This window comes from Azohydromonas caseinilytica (genome assembly GCF_012927045.1).
In the GTDB taxonomy this organism is placed as follows: Bacteria; Pseudomonadota; Gammaproteobacteria; order Burkholderiales; family Burkholderiaceae_C; genus Azohydromonas; species Azohydromonas caseinilytica.
In genome coordinates, this window is record NZ_JABBFW010000022.1 from 19,625 (window position 1) to 38,426 (window position 18,802).

The window sequence follows — 18,802 nt, forward strand, 5'->3', positions numbered from 1 at the left end:
CAATGGAGGGTAGAGCTTGTCATTTGATTGAGCGCACCAAGGGCGAGCACCGTAAAACGAGGATGCACTCTCGTGATGCGAATAAGCGCGTTTCTGGCAAAAGGCTTACGATGCGCTGACGGATGTGCTTGCTCATACGTTTCCATCCAATAAGAACAAACCCGTAAACAGGGGAAGGCGACTTCCCGGGGGCTCATGCTGCAATGCGGCGGAGTTTGATTCACATCACCCCGGGAGGATTGGGCGTGCATACAGCATCGTTCGTTGCAGGCTTGCCTGTGGCTTTTGGGCCGCGAGATGAGCCATACCGGGCAGTGGCGTGGAAGGTCTTCAACCAAGTCGTTGCAGCTCTGCTGCTGTTGCTGTTTTCGCCGCTGATGGCTGTCATCGCCATCTGCATCTGGCGCGTGGACGGTGCGCCAATCGTATTCGCCCATTACCGAGTCGGCATGGGCGGCAAGGTGTTTCCCTGCCTGAAATTCCGCTCGATGGTGCGCAATTCGGAGCAGGTATTGCAGGAGCTGCTCCGCAGCGATCCAGCAGCGCGCGACGAGTGGATTCGGGAGCAAAAACTTTCTAACGATCCGCGCATTACGCCCATCGGCCGGATATTGCGCAAGCTGAGTCTTGATGAATTGCCGCAGCTGTTCAACGTATTACGCGGAGAGATGAATCTAGTCGGCCCTCGCCCCATTATGCTGTGTGAGTTGCCGCGTTATGGCCAAGTACGCTGGCATTACCTGAGCGTGAAACCCGGTATGACGGGGCTTTGGCAGGTTAGCGGGCGTAACAGCACGAGCTACGAGGAGCGGGTCGAACTGGACCGGAATTACGTGGAAAAGCGTAGTGAATGGCTGGATATTTGCATCCTGTTCAGGACCCTGGGTGTTGTGATCAGCGGTCATGGAGCCCAGTGATGAACCGGGAAACCACGATCGAGATTCTGGCCATCGTCAATGCCGAGTCGGAGCATGCTCCACCTGCCCCGGCCTGGGACCCGTTGCCGGCGCCGCAGAAAGTAGTGCACGTGGTGGGCCGCGCTACGGACGAGGTGCTGAGCTTCTTGCGCTCCTCGCTTCAGGCCTGCGCGGCCCATGGCTTCGAAACCTGCGTGGTGCTCATCGACAAGCAAGAGCACCGTCACTGCCTCGTGCAGCTGGACCAGTCGGCCGAATTGTTCCTGGTGGCACCGGCGCGAAATCCGTTGTCGCAATGGCGTGCCGTGGCTCGGACCATTGACAGCCTGCTGCACGCTGACAAACCCCATGCCGTGCATTTGCATGGCCTGTTGCCCTGTGCGGTCGGCGTATTGGCGCTGCATCGGGCGGGTATTGGGGTGCCGGTTTATTTTTCGCTGCATGGATTTCGCACCCTAAATGCCCTGGGCATGTCGGCGGCCCGTGTGCTGTTGGCGCTGCGGAAAATTTTTCAGAAGGCGCCCCCAGCCCCCATCACCTATGTGCCGCAGGAAAAGCACGCGTTGCAGATATGGAGTGATTCAGGCATGCCCTTTGCGACGGAAACGCCGGCGCAAGGTTCGACCGGGCGGCATGAGGCTGCTCATCCATTAATTATTTCCGGTGGTCATGGTCAGGGTTTTCGCGGTATTGAAACCTTCTCGCAGTTGGCGGTACTCCTGAGTGGCGGAGAAACGCATATCGGTTTCGAGTGGATCGGTCCGGTCAGCGGGAATGAAGCGCGGCACTTGAGCGCGGCGGGGGTGCGTGTATTGGGTGCCGACGATCATGACCATGCCCTGCATCTGACGACGAGCTGGCTGTATGCGGGGGTCGAGGAAACGGCGGGTTTTCCGGTGGCGCTGCTTAGTGCCATGGCAATGGGCCTGCCGTGCGTGGCCTTGGATTGTGACCAGCACCGCGCTGTCATCACTCACGGTGAAACCGGATACCTGTGTGGTGGTATCGAGGATTTCCTGGACTGCATTTCCATGCTGCTCGATGACGCGGCATTGCGCGCCCGCATTGGTTCGGCCGCGCGTGAGCAGGCGGTGCAGCGTTTCAATGCGGAAAGTTTTGGCAGGCGGCTGTTTGCGGCCTATTCACTGAGTTCCATGGCCCCCAACGGACTGAGCTTGAAAGGTCAATCTTGAAAATCACCATCATCGGCAGCGGTTATGTCGGGCTGGTTTCAGGCGCATGCCTGGCCGAAATGGGTAACGACGTGATGTGCCTGGACGTGGACGCCCGCAAGATCGCCTCGCTCAACGACGGCAAGGTCCCCATCCACGAGCCGGGCCTGGAACCGGTGATCCGCCGCAACGTCGAGGCCGGGCGGTTGCATTTCACCACCGACACGCCAGCGGCGGTGCGCCACGGCACCTTGCAGTTTATCGGCGTAGGCACGCCGCCCGACGAAGACGGTTCGGCCGACCTGCAATACGTGCTGGAGGCCGCGCGCGGCATCGGCCGGCACATGACGGACTACAAGGTCATTGTCAACAAGAGCACGGTGCCGGTGGGCACGGCGGATCGGGTGGAAGCGGTGGTGCGTGAGGAGCTCGCTTCGCGCGGCATCGAGGTCGAGTTCGCGGTGGCCTCCAATCCTGAGTTCCTGAAGGAGGGCAACGCGGTCGAGGACTTCATGAAGCCCGACCGCGTCATTGTCGGCGCCAACGACGAGCGTGCCCTGCTGCTGCTGCGAGCGCTGTACGCGCCCTTCTGCCGCAACCGCGAGCGGCTGGTACTGATGGACCGGCGCAGCGCCGAGCTCACCAAGTACGCCGCCAACGCCATGCTGGCCACGCGCATCAGCTTCATGAACGAGTTGGCCGCGCTGGCGGAGCGCGTGGGTGCCGACATCGAGGCCGTGCGTCATGGCATGGGCAGCGACCCGCGCATCGGCACGCACTTCCTCTACGCCGGCATCGGCTACGGCGGCTCCTGCTTCCCCAAGGACGTGAAGGCGCTGCTGCGCACCGCGCACGAGCAGAGCGTGCCGCTGGAGGTGCTGGCCGCGGTGGAGAATGCCAATGAGCGCCAGAAGCGCGTGCTGGTGGACAAGATCGTGGCCCGCTTCGGCGAGAGTTTGGACGGGCTGCAGTTTGGCCTGTGGGGCCTGGCCTTCAAGCCCAATACCGACGACATGCGCGAGGCGCCCAGCCTGGTGCTGATCGCCGAGCTGCTGCGCCGCGGCGCCCGCCTCAAGGCTTACGACCCGGTGGCGATGGCTGAGGCGCGGCGCCGGCTGGGCGCGACCTCGGGCCTAAGCTTCGCGACCACGGCAGACGAGGCTGCCAAGGGCTGTGACGCTCTGCTGGTCGCCACCGAGTGGCTGCAGTTCCGCAGCCCAGACTTCGCGCAGCTGCGCGGCCTGCTGCGCCAGCCGGTGGTTTTTGACGGCCGCAACCTCTACGACCCGGTGCTGATGGCGGACGCCGGGCTGGAGTACCACGCGGTGGGGCGTCCAGTGGTGGAGGCGGCATGAACATGACCCTCTCCCGCTTGCTGACCACGCTGCGCGCGCGCTGGCGCGAGGGCCTGCTGGCCTTCGCGCTGGTGCTGGCCGCGGGCGTGGCCCTCAATGCCTGGCTGCCACGCCAGTACACGGCCGAGGCCGCAGTGATGCTGGACGTGCGCACCGCAGATCCCATTGCCGGTACCCCGATGCAGCCGCTGGCCGTCACCAATTACATGGCCACGCAGGTGGACCTGCTGCTCAGCGAGCGCGTGCTGCGCGGCGCGCTCAAGCGCACTGGGCTGGACCAGGACGCCGAACTGCATGAGCGCTGGCTCAAGGCCACGCAGGGCCGCGGCGACAAGCTGAGCTGGCTGTCCGATGGCGTGCTCAAGAACGCTGAGGTGGTGCCCGCGCGCGAGTCCAACGTCATCACGCTGCGCTACACCGACCGCACGGACCAGCGCGCCGCCGAGGTGGTCAACGCCATCGTCGAGTCCTACATCGCCACCACGGTGGAACTGCGCGCCGAAGGCGCGCGCCAGCAGGACACCTTCTTTGACCAGCGCGCCAAGGCGCTGCGCGAGGCGGTGCAGCGCGCGCAGGCCGCCTTGTCCGAACATCAGCGCCAGGCCGGCTTGGTGGCCAACGACGAGCGCCTGGACATCGAGAACGCACGGCTGTCGGACCTGTCCTCGCAGTTGCTGGCGGCGCGCAACGCGGTGCAGGACTCCGCCGCGCGCCTCAGCCAGGCCAACCGGCAGCCCGAGCACTCGCCCGACGTGCTGGGCAATCCACTGGTTTCGAGTCTGATGGGCGAGCTGGCGCGACAGCAGGTGCGACTGCGCGAGCTGGAAACGCGGCTGCAGTCCGCGCACCCTTCCGTCATCGAGGCGCGTACCACCATCGATAACCTGCGCCGCGAGATCGAGGCGCAGCGCGCCACCGTCACGGCGAGCATGGGCGTGAGCCGGGCCGTGGGCGAGAGCCGCGTGGCGCAGTTGCAGGCGGCCGTGGACACGCAGCGCGCCAAGGTGCTGGACCTGAAGCTCAAGCGCGAGCGGGCCGAGGTGCTGCAGCGCGACCTGGACAACGCCGTGCAGGCCTACGGTGCGGTGTTCAAGCGCTCGGACACGGCCAGCATGGAGGGCCAGGCCACGCTCAACAACGTCTCGCGTATCAAGGAAGCCACGCCGCCGCCGCTGCCCTCGCGCCCGCGGGTGTTCCTCAATCTGGCGGTGACGCTGGTGCTGGGTGTGGTGGCGGCACTGGTCACCGTGGTGGTGCGCGAGGTGCGCGATCCGCGCCTGCGTGACGAAGGGGACATCGAACGCGTGCTGGGCCACGTGGCGCTGGGCCGGCTGCCCAACCACGACGCCCTGCGCGGCCCCTCGGACCATTGGCGGCGCCTGGTCGCGCCGCCGCAGATCGGCATGGGAGGCCGCCATGGGTAAGCGTGAAGGTTCGATCTTGGCTTCGCAGGCCGGCGAGTTCCTGCGGCGCGTCAACGGCGATCCGGCCGCGGCGCAGGCGGTCAATGACGCGGAACTGCTGCCCGAGACCCAGAGCATTGGCGAGTTCCTGCGCAGGCTGCATGCTCTGAGCGACGAGCAGGTCGAGCAGATCCTGGCCGTGCAGCGCGAGCGCAACTTGCGCTTCGGCGAGGCGGCCGTGGCGCTGCGTATGGCCTCGCAGCAGGACGTGCTGTGGGCCTTGTCGCAGCAGCACAGCCACCCTTACGCCTATGCCCACGCCATGGAGGAAGGCGGCCCGGCGCTGCATGCCGACCTGGTGATGGCGCGTGAGCCCTTCAGCCGCCAGGCCGAGCATTTCCGCACCCTGCGCAGTCGGCTGCTCATCGGCGCGCTAGCCCCGTCGCCGGTGCGGCGTGCCCTAGCAGTGGCGAGCGTGGGCGTGGGCGAAGGCAAGAGCTACTTCGCCGCCAACCTCGCCATTGCGCTGAGCCAGGTCGGCGCGCGCACGCTGCTCATCGATGCCGACCTGCGCACGCCGCGGCTGCACCGGTTGTTCGGCCTACCAAACGGCAGCGGCCTGAGCAACGTGCTGGCGCGGCGTCAGCAGGGCAGCCCGTCCATCCTCGCCGTGGAAGGCCTGCCCCACCTTTTCATCATGCCTTCGGGCACGCTGCCACCCAACCCGGCGGACCTGGTGCAGCGCGGCACGCTGGACGCGCTGCTGCAGGAGATGGCCGTTGCCTTCGACCACGTCATCGTGGACACGCCGGCGGCCAGTCATGGCGCCGACAGCGCCGTGATCGCCGACAAGGCCGGTGCCGCGCTGGTGGTGGCACGCCGCCATGCCTGCCGGCTGGCGGAAATGCAGGCGCTGCTGGGCGAACTCAAGCGGCGGCCGGTCTACCTGGCCGGGGTGCTGATCAACGAACGCTGACGCGCAATTGAGCACGCATCCTCTGACTGCCGGTCCGGCCGCTTGGCCACCGGCCCGGCCGCTGGAGCTGTCGCTGGGCGTTCTGGGCCTGGTTGCCCTGATGGTGTCCAACGCCGCGCTGGCCGTGGCGGCGCCGCATCCCGTCTGGCCAGCCCTTGGGCTGGTGCTGTTCCTGGCTGGTGCGGCGCGGCTGTTCTCCATGGCGCCGGTGGCGGCCGTGATGCTGGCGCCTTTCGTGGTGGTGCACGGCTCGGTGCTGGTGTCGCTGCAGGCCATCGAGGGTGGGGCCTACATGAAGGAGATGGGCCAATTCGGCCAACCCTCCCCGGCTGGTGCGGCCTTCGCGCTGTGCTCGGCGCTGTTCCTGGGCACGGCGGCGTTCACCTTCACGCGGCTGCGCGGCCGCCGGCAGCCGCAAGTATCGACCCCGATTGCCATGGCGCGCGGACCGCGCCTGTTGCTGTGCGCATCCGTGCTGGGCGGCGCGGCGCTCGTGGTGGCTTGGCTGGCATTCAAGGGCGCGCGCGCCGGCTTTCCGCTGCTCACCGGCACCGATCGCTTCGCCTTCCGCGCTGCCAGTGCCGACGTCATCACGCTCAACCTGCTGATCCTCAAGTACGTCCTGGCGGCGGTGACGGGCACCAGCGCAGTGTTCGCGCCGGGGCCCTGGTGGCGCCGCGCCCACCACGCCGTGTTCGGCGGTTACGTGATGGTGTCGTTCCTGTTCGGCGACAAGTTCTTCATCGTGCTGATGGCGGCCTGCTTCTATGCCATGCCCTTCTTCGTGAGCCGGCCCGCCGAGCTGGTGGCGCGCGTGCGTGCCGCTGCGCCGCTGGCGCTGCTGATGTTCGGCTGCGCCTCGGCGGTGACGCTGTTCATCTACTCCGGGTACGGCCAGCTCGGCGCCGCGCAGACGCTGGAGCGGCTGGGCGAGCGCATCGCCGGCCAGGGCCAGCTCTGGTACTTGGCCGTGCGCGATGCGTCGGTCCTGTTCAATCTGGACACTCACCACATCGCACTGAACCTGCAGAACTTGGTGGCGCGTCCGCCGGCGGACTTCACCTTCCAGCACCGGCTGGCGCCCTTCTACTTCGTAGAGCGCTATGCGCCCACGGTGCTGTTCCTGTCCTTCGTGAACAACGGCGGCATGGTCACGCCGACCATGGTGTTCGAAGCCTACTCGCTGGTGATGGTGGGCTACGCGGGGCTGGCGTTGGCGCTGCTGCTGGCCGGGGTCTGGACGGGTTGGCTCGCACACCACCTGGCCCGCGCCATGGCCGGCGGCAACCCGGCCGATGTGCTGCTGCCCTCCTTCGCGATGTTCCAGACCATCGTGCTGATGTCGCAGGGCACGCTGCACTCGCTGCTGAGCCTGAGCGCGTTCAAGGCCTACGCCGCCTTCTTCGTGCTGCAGACGCTGGTGCGGGCGGTGCTCAGGCATTGCGCCGCGGCGCCACGGAAAGCCTGAGCGATGCAGCGCCTGAGCCATCTCGACGGGCTGCGCGGCATCGCCGCGCTGCTGGTGGTCTACCAGCACCTGGTGGAGTACGCCGGCGGTATGGCCCCAGTGGGCAGCTGGGTGGCGGCGCATCTGGCACAGCTGCTGACGGTCATCGACCTAGGCAAGGCCGGCGTGATTGCCTTCTTCGCCATCAGTGGCTTCGTCGTGCCGTTCAGCTTCGGCACGCAGGCGCTGCCGCGGCTGGGTTTCACGCTGTCGCGCCTGTTCCGGCTCTATCCGGCCTACTGGCTGTCGCTGGGAGTGACGGCATTGCTGCTGCCGGCGCTGGGCGTGGCCAGCTTCAACGCCTCGCAGCTGGTGGCCAACTTGAGCATGGTGCAGCTGCTGCTGGGGCACGAGGATGTGCTGAGCGTGTACTGGACGCTGCTGGTCGAGCTGGTGTTTTACGCCAGCTGCCTGGTGGTGTTCAGCCTGGGCCGGCTGCGCTCGCCGGCCTGGTGCGCGGGCATGGTCTGCGCGCTGTTGGCCGTCGCGCTGGTGGGCAGCGTGCTGCGCGCGCGCGGATACGCCCTGGCGCCGGTGGGCGTGCCGCTGTACCTGGCGATCATGTGGTTCAGCGCCGGCCTGCGGCTGTGGTTGCTGGAGAAGCTGCCCGGCGCCGGCCACTGCTGCCTGCTGGTGCTGCCGCTGCTGCTGGTGCTGTTCCCAGTGGCTTGGTCCACTGCCTATGACGATCACTCGCACCGCGAGTCGGTGCTGGCCGTGATCACGGCCTTCTATGCCGGGCTGGCGCTGTTCTTCTGGTGCGTGTTGCGTCGCCGCTTCGCATCGCCGCTGCTGGTGCGCCTGGGCGCGCTGAGCTACGCGCTGTACCTGTTTCACCCGCTGGCGCTGGACCTGGCGCAGACGGCGGCGCTGCGCTGGTCCCCGTCCTGGCCTTGGAGCGTCGTGACGCTGGCGGCGCTGACCCTGGCGCTGTCCTTCCTGGCGGCCGCCGTGGTGCAGCGCTGGCTGGAGATGCCCGGCATCGCGGCGGGCAAGCGCCTGATGTCGCGCATCGCCGCCTGGCACGCCACGCGGCGCGCCGGCGAGGCGAGCTACGCGGGGCGCCAAGCCAACACGGAGGGACGTCCCTGATGAAGGTGCTTCACGTCGCGGAGTCGATCAAGGGCGGCTGCGGCACATACCTCGACGAGATCGTGCCGCTGCAGGTGCAGGCGCTGGGCGAGCGGCAGGTGCGCTGCCTTGTGCCGCGCGAGCATGCGGCGCAGTTGCCACGGGTCGAGCCCGGCTTGGTGCGCACCTTTGGCCGGCCCGGCCGTGCCGCCGGGCTGCCGCGGCTGGCGCGCGAACTGACGCGGCTGGTGGACGAGTGGCAACCGGACCTGATCCATGCCCATTCCACCTTTGCCGGTGCCGTCAGCCGGGCGCTGTCGGTGGCGCGGCGCCTGCCGCCGATCGTCTACTGCCCGCACGGCTGGGTGTTCGACGTAGAGCAGCCCCGGCTGATGCGCTGGGCCACCGAAAGCGCGGAGCGGCTGATGGCGCCGCGCAGCGCACGCATCGTCGCCATCTCCGACGCCGAGCGCCGCCGCGGCGAGGCCGCCGGCATCCCGGCCGAACGGCTGGTGGTGGTGCCCAACGGCATACATGCCAAGGCGCCGATGCAGCGGGCGGTGTGGCCGATGCCACGGCTGCGTGTGCTCTTCGTCGGCCGGCTGGACCGGCAAAAGGGCGTGGATGTGCTTATCGAGGCGGCCCGTGACCTGGGCGACAAGGTATCAGTGCGCATCGTCGGGGACGCGGTGGTGGCCGGCGGGCGGCCCGCCCCCAACGGCGACGCGCGCCACATCGAGTTCCTGGGCTGGATGGACAGCGCCGGCGTGGCGGCCCAGATCAACGCCTGCGACGTGGTGGTCATGCCTTCGCGCTGGGAAGGCTTCGGCCTCGTCGCGGTGGAAGCCATGCGCGCCGGCAAGCCGGTGTGGGCCTCGGCGGTGGGCGGGCTGCGCGAGGTGGTGGCCGACGGCTTCACCGGCCGGCTGTTCCCGGTGGGCGACGCGGCGGCGCTGCGCACGCTGCTGCGCCAGGCCGACCGCGCTGCGCTGCGCCGCATGGGCGCCGCCGGCCGGGAGCGCTTTCTCGCGCACTACACCAGCGACCGTACCCACCAGGCGCTGCTGCGCCTGTACGCGGATGTGCTGCAACTGGCGCCGTCCGCGGCGGCCCGACCTGAAATCGCAGGAGAGATCCAATGAGCGCCCGGCCACAACCGTTTGACTCCGGCCGCCTGGAGGATGCGCTGCGCACGCAGCGTCGTGCCGCGGCACGCAGCGTGTGCATCAACGGCCGCTTCCTAACCCAGCGCGCCAGCGGCGTGCAGCGCTTCGCCGGCGAGCTGGTCAAGGCGCTGGACGCCGAGCTGGCACGGGGCCACGGCAGCCACATTGCCGAGCACTGGCAACTGCTGGTGCCGCCGGGTGTGGAGGAACTGCCGGCGCTGCAGTGCATCCGTGTGCGCCAGGTAGGCCGGGGTGGCGGCCATGTCTGGGACCAGCTGCTGCGCTGGCATTGCGGCCGCAACGACCTTCTGGTCAATCTCACCAACGGCGGGCCGGTGCTGCGCGGGTGCAGCTTGTCCGTGATTCACGACGCTGCGGTCTATCGCACGCCGCTAAACTTCACGCGCGGCTACCGCAGCTTCCACCAGCTGCTGGGTCGGCTGCTGGCGCTGCGTTCGCACATCGCCACGGTATCGCACTTCTCGCGGCAGGAGCTGTCCGAGGTGCTGAGCATTCCGGCTGGGCGCATCGCCGTGGTGCCCAACGGCAGCGAGCACCTGCGCGGCGTGGACCCCGATGCTTCGGTGCTGCAGGAGCTGCGGCTGCAGCCGCAGCGCTTCTTCCTGTTCATCGGCTCGCCGGTACCCAACAAGAACCTGTCCACGGCCATGGCCGCTTTTGCCCGGCTGGGCGTGCCGGACGTCTGCTTCGTGCTCGTGGGCGCGGTGGACGCTGCCGTGTTCGGCCAGGGCCTGCAGCTGGTGCCGCCGGGCGTGGTGATAGCCGGACGGCTCAGCGACGCGCAGATTGCAGCGCTGCTGTGCCATGCCCGGGCGCTTGTGTTCCCGAGCCTTTACGAAGGTTTCGGCATTCCGCCGCTGGAGGCGATGCTGCACCGTTGCCCCGTCATCGCCTCCGACATCCCGCCGGTGCGCGAGGTCTGCGGCGACGCGGTGCTGTATTTCGACCCCAGCAACGCCGATGCGCTGTGCCGCCGCATGCGCCAGGCGCTGGACGAGACCGCCCTGCTACAGCTGCTGGTGGAGCGCGGGGAGCAGCGCGTGGCGATGTTCTCCTGGCAGCGCAGCGCGCAGCGCTTGCTCGAAGCGCTGGCCGCGATGGGCTGATGCACTCTCAACGACTAGACAAAGGCTGTTCATGACCCGGATCCTGCACCTGAGCATGCTGTACCCGCCTCACATCATGGGAGGCGCCGAACGCTCGGTGGCGCTGCTGGCCGAGGCGCAGGTGGCCGCGGGCCACAAGGTGGCTGCTGCCTGCATCACGCCCACGGGCTGGCAGGTGGAGACGCGCCACGGCGTGGAAGTGTTCCGCATGCCGCACGAGACGGACTTCTGGCCCGAGGAGTGGCCGCAGCACAACAAGCTGGCGCGCGGCGTGCGGCGCTTCAAGCAGCAGTTCAACCATCGGATTGAGGACCACTTCGGCCGCGTCATTGACGAGTTCAGGCCCGACGTGGTGCACACGCACTCGCTGCTGGACGTGTCCACGCGCGTTTGGCTCGCGGCCAAGGCGCGGCGGCGGCCAGTGGTGCACACGCTGCGCGACTTCGACCTTGCCTGCGGCACCGCCGCGATGTTCAAAGACGGCCAGCGCTGCGAAAAGCGCTGTCTGGAGTGCCGCGGCTTCACCTTCATGAAGGCGCGGCACCACCGCGCTGTGGATGCGGTAGTGGGCGTGGGCGCGGGCATCCTGCAGTCGCACCTGGACATGGGCTACTTCGGCCATGTGCCCGAGGGGCTGCGGCGCGTGATCTGGAATCCAGCCGTGGTCGAGGGCATTGGCGCCGGCTACGTCAAGCCCTCGCTGGCCGGCGAGCCGCTGACCTTCGGCTACCTGGGACGCATCAACGTTGAGAAGGGCGTGGGCACGCTGCTGGACGCTTGCGCGCGGCTGCCCGTGGGCGGCTGGCGGCTGCTGGTGGCGGGTAAGGAGGCATCCGAGGACGGTTCGCTCAAGCCCAAGGCTGCGGGCCTGCCGGTGGACTTCGTCGGTTTCGTGCCGCCGCGCGAGTTCTTCGACCGCATTGATGTGCTGGTGGTGCCGTCGATCTGGGCCGAGCCGCTGCCGCGCACCATCCTGGAAGCCTACGCCGCCGGCGTGCCGGTGATCGGTGCCGATTCCGGTGGCATCCCGGACCTCATCGGCGCCCACAACCGCGACTGGCTGTACCCACCCGGCGACGACGCGGCGCTGGCGCGCGCCATGGCGCGCGTGCTGGCCCAGGGTCGCGCGGCCCTGCCTGGGCGCGCGGCCTTTGCGCCGGTGGTGCAGGCCACCACGCCCGACAAGGTGGCGCGGCGCTACCTCGACCTCTACGACGAGGTGCGGGCCGTGGTGGCGACACGGGGCCGCCGCGTCACGGCGCCGCGGGCCGCGGCCTCAGCCTGAAGCGGAGGCCTGGCAGTGATCCTGCGCAACATGGTGGTCATGACCGGCCTGAACCTGAGCAAGGCCGGCGCGACGCTGCTGATCTCGGTGCTCATTGCCGGCGCGGTGCCGCCGCATGAATACGGGCTGGTGTCCTTTGCCATCCCGCTGATGACGCTGGTGATGCTGCTCACCGATCTGGGCCTGTCCAGCGCCATCGTGAGGCACCCCGCACTGGACCCTGCCCAGGCCGGCGTGACGCTGCGGCTCATGGCGCTCATCGGCGCGGCCGGCGGCGCCCTGGTCACCGCCGCGGCGGCGCCCACGGAGCGCGTGCTGGCGATGCCGGGCCTGGCACCGGTGCTGCTGGGCTTCGCCGCCGTCACGGCCTGCTCGATCTGGGCCACCGTGCCGCGGGCGCTGCTGGAGCGGCACCTGGCCTACCAGCGCATTGCGCTGGTCGAAGGGGGCGCGTTGCTGGCGGCGCTGGCGGGCTTTTGCATCGCGCTGATGATGGAGTTGGGCATCCTGGCCCTCGTTGCCTTCCACGTGTTGCTGCAGGGCATCAGGGCGCTGGCATTTGCCGGGATGGCGTACGGTCTCACGACTCGCGGCGGCCGGCTGGCGGACATCGCACCGCTGGTGAAGGTGGGCGGTTGGGTGTTTCTCACCAATCTGCTGGCCTTCGCGGCGCGCAATCTGGACCGCTTCCTCATCGGCGCGGTGCTGGGCGCGGCGGCGCTGGGCCTGTACGGTTTGGCCTACCAGTTCATGACCCTGCCGCTGATGCTCATCGCCTGGCCCGCCAGCGGCGTGCTGCTGGCCACGCTGGCGCGCATGGGCGCCGACCACCAGGAAGCCAAGGCCGGCGTGGTGTGCGCGGTGTTCACCGCCACCGCCACGCTAAGCCTGCCGCTGATGGCCTTCCTGAGCTTTGGCGCTCGCCTTCCCATCGGCACCTTTCTCGCTCACCAGTGGGACGGGCTGGCCGACATCGTGGCCGTGCTGGCACCGGTGGGCGCGGTGCAATCGCTGGCCGTCTACGCCGGCTCGGTGCTGGTCGAGCAGGGCCGCGTGCGGCTGAACTTCATGCTGGGCCTGGTCAACGGGCTGGGCGTGTGCGCGGTGTTCGCGGTGACGGTGTGGTCGGGACTGCAGGCGCTGGTGCTGGGCTACGCCGTGGCCTCGGCGCTGCTGTCGGCGCTGTCGCTGGTCTGCGCGTGCCGCTCGGCCGGCATCGGCGCGCGCCGCTTCGCCGCCTGCCTGTGGCCCGGAGTACTGGCGACGGGTGCCGGCGTGGCCGTCTTCGGCCTGAGCGGCGGTTTTCAAGCGCAGGGCACGGTTGCGTGGCTGGCGTCCACGCTGGCTTATCTGCTCGCGGTCGCCGCCGTGTGCGTGCTGCAACGCGGCAGCCTGCTGGCCTCGCTGAAGGTGCTGATGCACACGCGCGTGGCGGCTCCGTAGTAAGGCTTTCCATGCAAAACCTGAAGCACATGAACTCCCCCGCTGAAGTCCTCACGCGCGTGCAGGTGCTGCGCTTCGTGGCCGCGACGCTGGTGGTGCTGGGACATGCCCGGCACGAGGCTACCAAGGCGCTGGGCATTGAGGGCACCACGCCCTGGAGCTTTGCGCCGACGGCGCTGTTTGCCGGCGGCGTGGACATCTTCTTCGTGATCAGCGGCTTCATCATGTTCACGATCTCGGCGCACGAGTTCGGCCGCGGCGGCGCCAGCGCCCGCTTCCTGGTGCGCCGGCTCACGCGCATCGTGCCCGCGTACTGGCTGTTCACGCTGCTGATGGCGGTGGTGGCGTGGGGGCTGTCGCACAAGGTCAACGGCACGCCGCCCGGGCCGGGCGAGATCCTGGCCTCGCTGCTGTTCCTGCCGCACCACGACGCCCAGGGCACGCTCTACCCGGTGCTGATGCTGGGCTGGACGCTGAACTTCGAGATGCTGTTCTACGCGGTGTTCGCCCTGGGCCTGTGCCTGCCCCGCCCGGCCGGGTTGGCGCTGATTGCGGCCTTGGTCGGCACGCTCGCACTGGTCGGCTGGATGTGGCCGCTGCAAGCCGCGCCTTTTGCCTTTTGGGCTCAGCCCATCGTGCTGGAATTCCTGTTCGGCGTGCTGCTGGGCTGGCTGCGCCAGCGCGGCTGGCGCCTGCCCGGCGGCGCGGGCTGGCTGCTAGTGCTGGCCGGCTTCGCGGCGCTGATCCTGGTCGGCCATTTTGGCGCCTCCGAGCCGCTGGACCCGGCCCGGGTACTGTGGATGGGACTGCCGGCCTTGGCGATCTGTGCCGCGGCCACGCTGGTGCCGCAAGACCCGCATCCGGGCCGCTGGGAGCGTGCCGGCGCCGCGGCCGGCGACGCTTCCTACGCGCTGTACCTGTCGCATCCCTTCGTGCTCGGCGCCGTGGGCGTGGCGTGGCGGCTGGGCGGGCCGCAGGTGCCCGAAGCGTTCGTGCTGGTGGCCTACGCCGCCTGCGTGGCTGTCGCACTGCTGTTCTACCGGGCCGTGGAACGGCCCATGACCCGGGTGCTCAATGCTCGGCTGGGTGTGGGCCGAGGCGCGCGCGACCCGTTGAGCCTGTCCACTGCCAAGGGAGTTGCGCGATGAACGATCTCGGCATGCCGGCGTCCCACCAGGGCGAGCGGCTGTTGTGGGTACAGGTGCTGCGCGGCGTGGCGGCACTGCTGGTGCTGGCCGGGCATGCCCAGGGCGTGCTGCTGGACGCCGCAGCCCGGCAAGGGCAGGCGCTGCAGCGCCTGCCCTTGCCGCCGGGCGGCTTCGGCGTGGACCTGTTCTTCTGCATCTCGGGCCTGATCATGGTCGTGGCCTCGCGCCCGCTGTACGGGCAGCCCGGGGCGGCCGGCGCTTTCCTGCGCCGCCGCGCGCTGCGGCTGGTGCCGCTGTACTGGCTGGCCACTGGCCTGAGCGTGCTGGCGCTTCTGGTGGGCCGCCACGGCCTGGAACGGACCTCGTGGAATGACCTGCTCGCCTCGCTGCTGTTCTTGCCCTACCCGGTGTACGGCGACGCGGCGCAGCCCTTTCCGCTGCTGACGCTGGGCTGGTCGCTGAACTACGAGGTCTTCTTCTACGCGCTGTTTGCCGTCTTCATTGCCTTGCCGACGCGGCGCGCGGTGGCCTGCACCGTCGCGGCCCTCGCTGCCATCGTGCTGGCCGGCTCCCTGGTAACGCCCCACACCATGGCGCTGCACTTCTGGAGCAGGCCGATCCTGCTGGAGTTCGGCCTGGGCTGCCTGCTGGGCCTATGGTGGCTGCGCGGCGCGCCGGCTGCGTCGGCTGCGGTACTTGGCTTTGGCAGTGCCGCGCTGGTGGCCCTGGCGCTGGACCCCTTCGGGCTGTCCATCAAGCCGGCCGGCGGTTCCACGCCCAACGACCTGGTGCGCGTCATCGGCTGGGGCCTGCCCGCGGCGGCGCTGCTGGCTGCGGCGCTGTGGCTGGAGCGGCATGGTGTCACCCTGAGCCTGGGCCGCGTGGGCCAAGCGCTGGCGCGGCTGGGCGACTGGTCTTACTCGCTGTACCTGATGCACCCCTTTGCACTGCTGGCCACGGTCAAGGCCTGGGAACGCCTGGCGTTGCATCAGCAACTGCCGTGGTGGATGCTGGGCGCGCTGCTGCCGCTGGGCTCGCTGCTGCTGGCCGCGCTGTCCTACCGCTTCATTGAACAGCCGCTGCTGCGCCGCTTGCGTCCGGCGCCGCTGGTGCGCCGCGTGGAGGCCCGCGCATGAGCTCTCACTGGAGCCCGACATGAAGATCTTGCACCTCAGTTCGGTCTACGCCCCGCACGCGGTGGGTGGCGCGGAAAAGGTGGTCGAGGTGCTGGCCGAGGGGGCCGCGGCGCTGGGCCACGAAGTCAGCGTCGCCCACCTGGTGCCGCAGCCGGCCCCGGCGGCGCAGCGCCACGGCGTGGCGGTACGTCCGCTGGCGCACCGCAACCCGCTGTGGATCCAGGATTCGGCCCGCTACCCCGGCCCGGTGCGCAACCTCAACAAGGTCGCCACCCTGTGCAACGTGCTCACGGCCTGGGACTTCGAGCGCGTGCTGCGCGAGCTGCGGCCCGATGTCGTGCACACCCATTCCATGGTGGAACTGACGCCGGCGATGTGGGCCCTGGCGCGCCGCCACGGCGCGACGCTGGTGCACACCCTGCACGACTACGACCTGCTGTGCATCCGCGCCGCGCTGTTCCACCACGGCCGAGCCTGCGAGCGCCAGCACCTGGCCTGCCGGCTGTTCTCGCAGGTCAAGCGGCATTTCCACCGCCACATCGACCACGTGGTGGGCGTGTCGCAGGCCATCCTGGACATCCACCTGGCCCAGGGCTGTTTCGACGCGCTGCTGCCCACGCAGCGTCACGTGGTGTGGAACCCGGTGCGCGGGGCGCAGCGCCCGGTGCGCGCCGTGCGCCAGCCCGGCGTGCCGCTGACCTTCGGCTTCATGGGCCGGCTGGTGGAGGAAAAGGGTTTGCAGGTGCTGCTCGACGCCTGCCGGCGCCTGCCGCCGGGAGGCTGGCGGCTGCGCGTGGCGGGCCGCTTGCCCGAGGACAGCCCCTGGCGCGAGGCGGCGCGCGGCCTGCCCGTGGAATGGCTGGGCTATGTCGATGCCGCCTCGTTCCTGGCGGAGGTGGACACGCTGGTCGTGCCCTCGGTGTGGCAGGAGCCCTTCGGCCTCACCATCGTCGAGGCCTACACGCAAGGCGTGCCGGTGCTGGGCTCGGACATCGGCGGCATCACGGAGCTCATCGGTGCCGTCGATCCCGCGGCGCTGGTGAGGCCCAATGATGCCCAGGCACTGGCGCAGCGGATGTCCGCGCTCATCGCGCAGGGGGTGCGGCCCCTGGCGGCGGAGCCGCTGGAGCGGCTGCTGGCCCGGGTGCGGCCGGCTGCCGTGGTCGATGACTACCTGACGATCTACCAGATGCCGCCCGAGCGCGTGCGCTCGGCCGCACCCGCGCTGCCGCTCAAGGGCCGCGCGCCCGTCATTGCCGGAGCCGCCGATGCGACTAACCCACGCCAGTGACTTGCTGCGCCTGGTGCGGCGCTTGCCGTCCCTGCGCGTCCTGTCGATCGACCTGTTCGACACGCTGGTCTACCGCCGCGTGAACGACCCCACGGACGTGTTCCGGCTGCAGTACCGCCAGGGGGCCGGCCGGGGCCTGCTCGGGGCGATGTCCGAGGCGGACTGGCTGCGCGAGCGCAAGGATACCGAACACCGGCTGGCCCGGGCCGCGGCGCCGCACGAGATCCAGCTGGCTGAGGTCTACGCTGACATCCAGCGCCGGCTCGGCCTTTCCGACGAGGCCGCCGCGGCGCTGCTGGCGCTGGAGCTCGACATCGAGCGCAGCGTGATTGCGCCCTACGAGGAGGTCGTGGACGCGCTGGCGCAGATCCGGCGCGCGGGCGTCGAGGTGGTGGTACTGACGGACACGTACCTCCCCCCGGCTTTTATCCGTGACGTGATCGGCAAGCTGCTGCGCTGCCCGGCCACCGTGCTGTGCTCCTCCGAGACGCAGGCGCCCAAGCGCACCGGCCTGGCATTCCAAGAGCTGCTGCGCCGCTACGGGCCGCGGGGCGTGCTGCATGTGGGCGACAACCTCAACGTGGACGTGCGTCGCGCGCGGCGCGTGGGCGTGCGCGGGGTGCAGACGCTGTGGGCGCGGCAGCGCTGGTCCCAGGAGCACGCCTGGCTGGCGCAGTACGCCCATGCGCGCGGCCTGTGTGCCTGGCGTACGCCGCACGACGCTGCGCCGGGTGAGGCCGATTCGGCTTCGGTGGCGCGCGCGACGCTGGCGCAGCGCTGGGCCGTGGTGCTGGCGGATTTCACTCTGGCGCTGCGCGAGGAGGCCCGGCGCGTTGGCGCGACCGACATCTGGTTCCTGTCGCGCGACTGCGAGTCGATATGGCAGGCCGTGTCGAGTCTTCCGGGCTTCTTCGATGACCGGCACGGCCGCTACGTACTGTGCTCGCGGGCCAGCGGCTACCCCGTCATGGCGGCGCGGCAGGACGCCCGCTTCGCGCGCTGGACAGGCCGCGCCGCCACGCCCGCCGACGTGGCTGCGGGCGAGAGCGCCATTGCCTACTACGGCGCGCAGTTGCGGCCTCAGACCCGGCATGTGCTGCTGGTGGACATGGGCTGGAAGGGCCGGCTGCAGGCCGCCATCGCCGCCGCGCTGCCGCAGGTGCGGGTGTCGGGCTTCTACTTCTCGCTGGAGCCCGGGGCCGAGGTGGAGGCGCAGGTCAACGGCAGCACCTTCCTGCCCTGGAATCCGCAGGTGTTCAACCAGGCCGTGGTCGAGGCGCTGGCCGGGTTCCGCGAGGCCTCCTGCGAAGGTTTCGCGCAGGCCACTGACGGGACGCTGTTGCCACGGCTGCGGAGCCGGCTCGATGACGTGGCGCCGGCCGACTACTGCCGGGAACTGCGCGAGAGCCTGGGCCTGCTGCTGGAGGGCGCGCCGCGCGGCCGCGCGCCCGACCCGGGCGCGCTGCGGCGCGAGGCGGTGGCGCGCGTGTGTGCCTACCCGGACGCGGCCACGGCCACGGCGCTGCGTACCTGGGCGGTGGCCACGCGCAGCGACGCCTCGGACGCGGCCAGCCTGGTGGACGGCGGCGGCACCTCCTGGCTGGCCCGTCTGCTGTGCCGGCCGGTGCCGGGCAACGTGTGGCCGCGCGGCGCCGTCTGGAGCTTGACCGGCTCCAGCCGCATGGTGCGGCTGCTGCATGCCGCGCACGACGCCCAGTTGCTGCTCAGGCGCAGGCTCAAGCCGCTGCTGCGGCCCGGCCGGCTGCCCACCCGCGCGGCGGCGCAAGCGCGGTAGCGGAGGACCG

At 69.5% G+C, this 18,802-nt stretch carries 15 protein-coding genes; all 15 read left to right on the plus strand.

Going from position 1 to position 18,802, the window contains the following annotated elements; genetic code table 11:
* Positions 1-215 precede the first annotated feature (215 nt).
* From HHL10_RS22590 to HHL10_RS22660, 15 genes are read left to right on the plus strand one after another with little or no spacing between them, the layout of a single operon-like run.
* Positions 216-917, plus strand: coding sequence for a sugar transferase (locus HHL10_RS22590; protein WP_235971727.1), 702 nt, complete (start codon positions 216-218; stop codon positions 915-917).
* Positions 917-2,110, plus strand: a complete 1,194-nt coding sequence (locus tag HHL10_RS22595; RefSeq protein ID WP_169162664.1) for a glycosyltransferase — start codon at positions 917-919, stop codon at positions 2,108-2,110. Before HHL10_RS22590 ends, HHL10_RS22595 begins: the two co-directional genes overlap by 1 nt.
* Positions 2,107-3,444 (plus strand): UDP-glucose dehydrogenase family protein, encoded by a 1,338-nt coding sequence (locus HHL10_RS22600; protein ID WP_169162665.1) that lies wholly within the window; start codon positions 2,107-2,109, stop codon positions 3,442-3,444. The genes HHL10_RS22595 and HHL10_RS22600 overlap by 4 nt, the downstream gene beginning before the upstream one ends.
* Positions 3,441-4,868, plus strand: coding sequence for a GNVR domain-containing protein (locus HHL10_RS22605; RefSeq protein ID WP_169162666.1), 1,428 nt, complete (start codon positions 3,441-3,443; stop codon positions 4,866-4,868). The genes HHL10_RS22600 and HHL10_RS22605 overlap by 4 nt, the downstream gene beginning before the upstream one ends.
* Complete coding sequence (locus HHL10_RS22610) at positions 4,861-5,823, plus strand: polysaccharide biosynthesis tyrosine autokinase (RefSeq protein ID WP_169162667.1); 963 nt, start codon at positions 4,861-4,863, stop codon at positions 5,821-5,823. The genes HHL10_RS22605 and HHL10_RS22610 overlap by 8 nt, the downstream gene beginning before the upstream one ends.
* A gap of 7 nt (positions 5,824-5,830) precedes the next feature.
* Positions 5,831-7,291, plus strand: coding sequence for a DUF6418 domain-containing protein (locus tag HHL10_RS22615; protein WP_169162668.1), 1,461 nt, complete (start codon positions 5,831-5,833; stop codon positions 7,289-7,291).
* Positions 7,292-7,294: 3 nt separating this feature from the next.
* Positions 7,295-8,422, plus strand: coding sequence for an acyltransferase family protein (locus HHL10_RS22620; RefSeq protein WP_169162669.1), 1,128 nt, complete (start codon positions 7,295-7,297; stop codon positions 8,420-8,422).
* The gene (locus tag HHL10_RS22625) at positions 8,422-9,543 is read left to right on the plus strand and encodes a glycosyltransferase (RefSeq protein WP_169162670.1); all 1,122 of its coding nucleotides are present in this window, start codon (positions 8,422-8,424) and stop codon (positions 9,541-9,543) included. Before HHL10_RS22620 ends, HHL10_RS22625 begins: the two co-directional genes overlap by 1 nt.
* Entirely contained in the window at positions 9,540-10,694 is a 1,155-nt protein-coding gene (locus HHL10_RS22630) for a glycosyltransferase family 4 protein (RefSeq protein ID WP_169162671.1), read from the plus strand. The genes HHL10_RS22625 and HHL10_RS22630 overlap by 4 nt, the downstream gene beginning before the upstream one ends.
* 31 nt (positions 10,695-10,725) lie before the next feature.
* Positions 10,726-11,979 (plus strand): glycosyltransferase family 4 protein, encoded by a 1,254-nt coding sequence (locus HHL10_RS22635; protein ID WP_169162672.1) that lies wholly within the window; start codon positions 10,726-10,728, stop codon positions 11,977-11,979.
* A 15-nt stretch (positions 11,980-11,994) separates the two neighbouring features.
* Entirely contained in the window at positions 11,995-13,422 is a 1,428-nt protein-coding gene (locus HHL10_RS22640; RefSeq protein ID WP_169162673.1) for an oligosaccharide flippase family protein, read from the plus strand.
* Positions 13,423-13,451: 29 nt separating this feature from the next.
* The gene (locus tag HHL10_RS22645) at positions 13,452-14,570 is read left to right on the plus strand and encodes an acyltransferase family protein (protein WP_169162674.1); all 1,119 of its coding nucleotides are present in this window, start codon (positions 13,452-13,454) and stop codon (positions 14,568-14,570) included.
* Positions 14,567-15,706 carry an acyltransferase family protein gene (locus HHL10_RS22650; protein ID WP_169162675.1) on the plus strand — a complete coding sequence of 380 codons (1,140 nt, stop codon included), beginning with the start codon at positions 14,567-14,569 and terminating at the stop codon, positions 15,704-15,706. Before HHL10_RS22645 ends, HHL10_RS22650 begins: the two co-directional genes overlap by 4 nt.
* Before the next feature lie 19 nt (positions 15,707-15,725).
* A complete protein-coding gene (locus HHL10_RS22655) occupies positions 15,726-16,997 on the plus strand; it encodes a glycosyltransferase family 4 protein (protein ID WP_169162676.1) in 1,272 nt (423 codons plus the stop codon).
* A complete protein-coding gene (locus HHL10_RS22660; protein WP_169162677.1) occupies positions 16,975-18,792 on the plus strand; it encodes an HAD family hydrolase in 1,818 nt (605 codons plus the stop codon). The genes HHL10_RS22655 and HHL10_RS22660 overlap by 23 nt, the downstream gene beginning before the upstream one ends.
* The last annotated feature ends 10 nt before the right edge of the window (positions 18,793-18,802 follow it).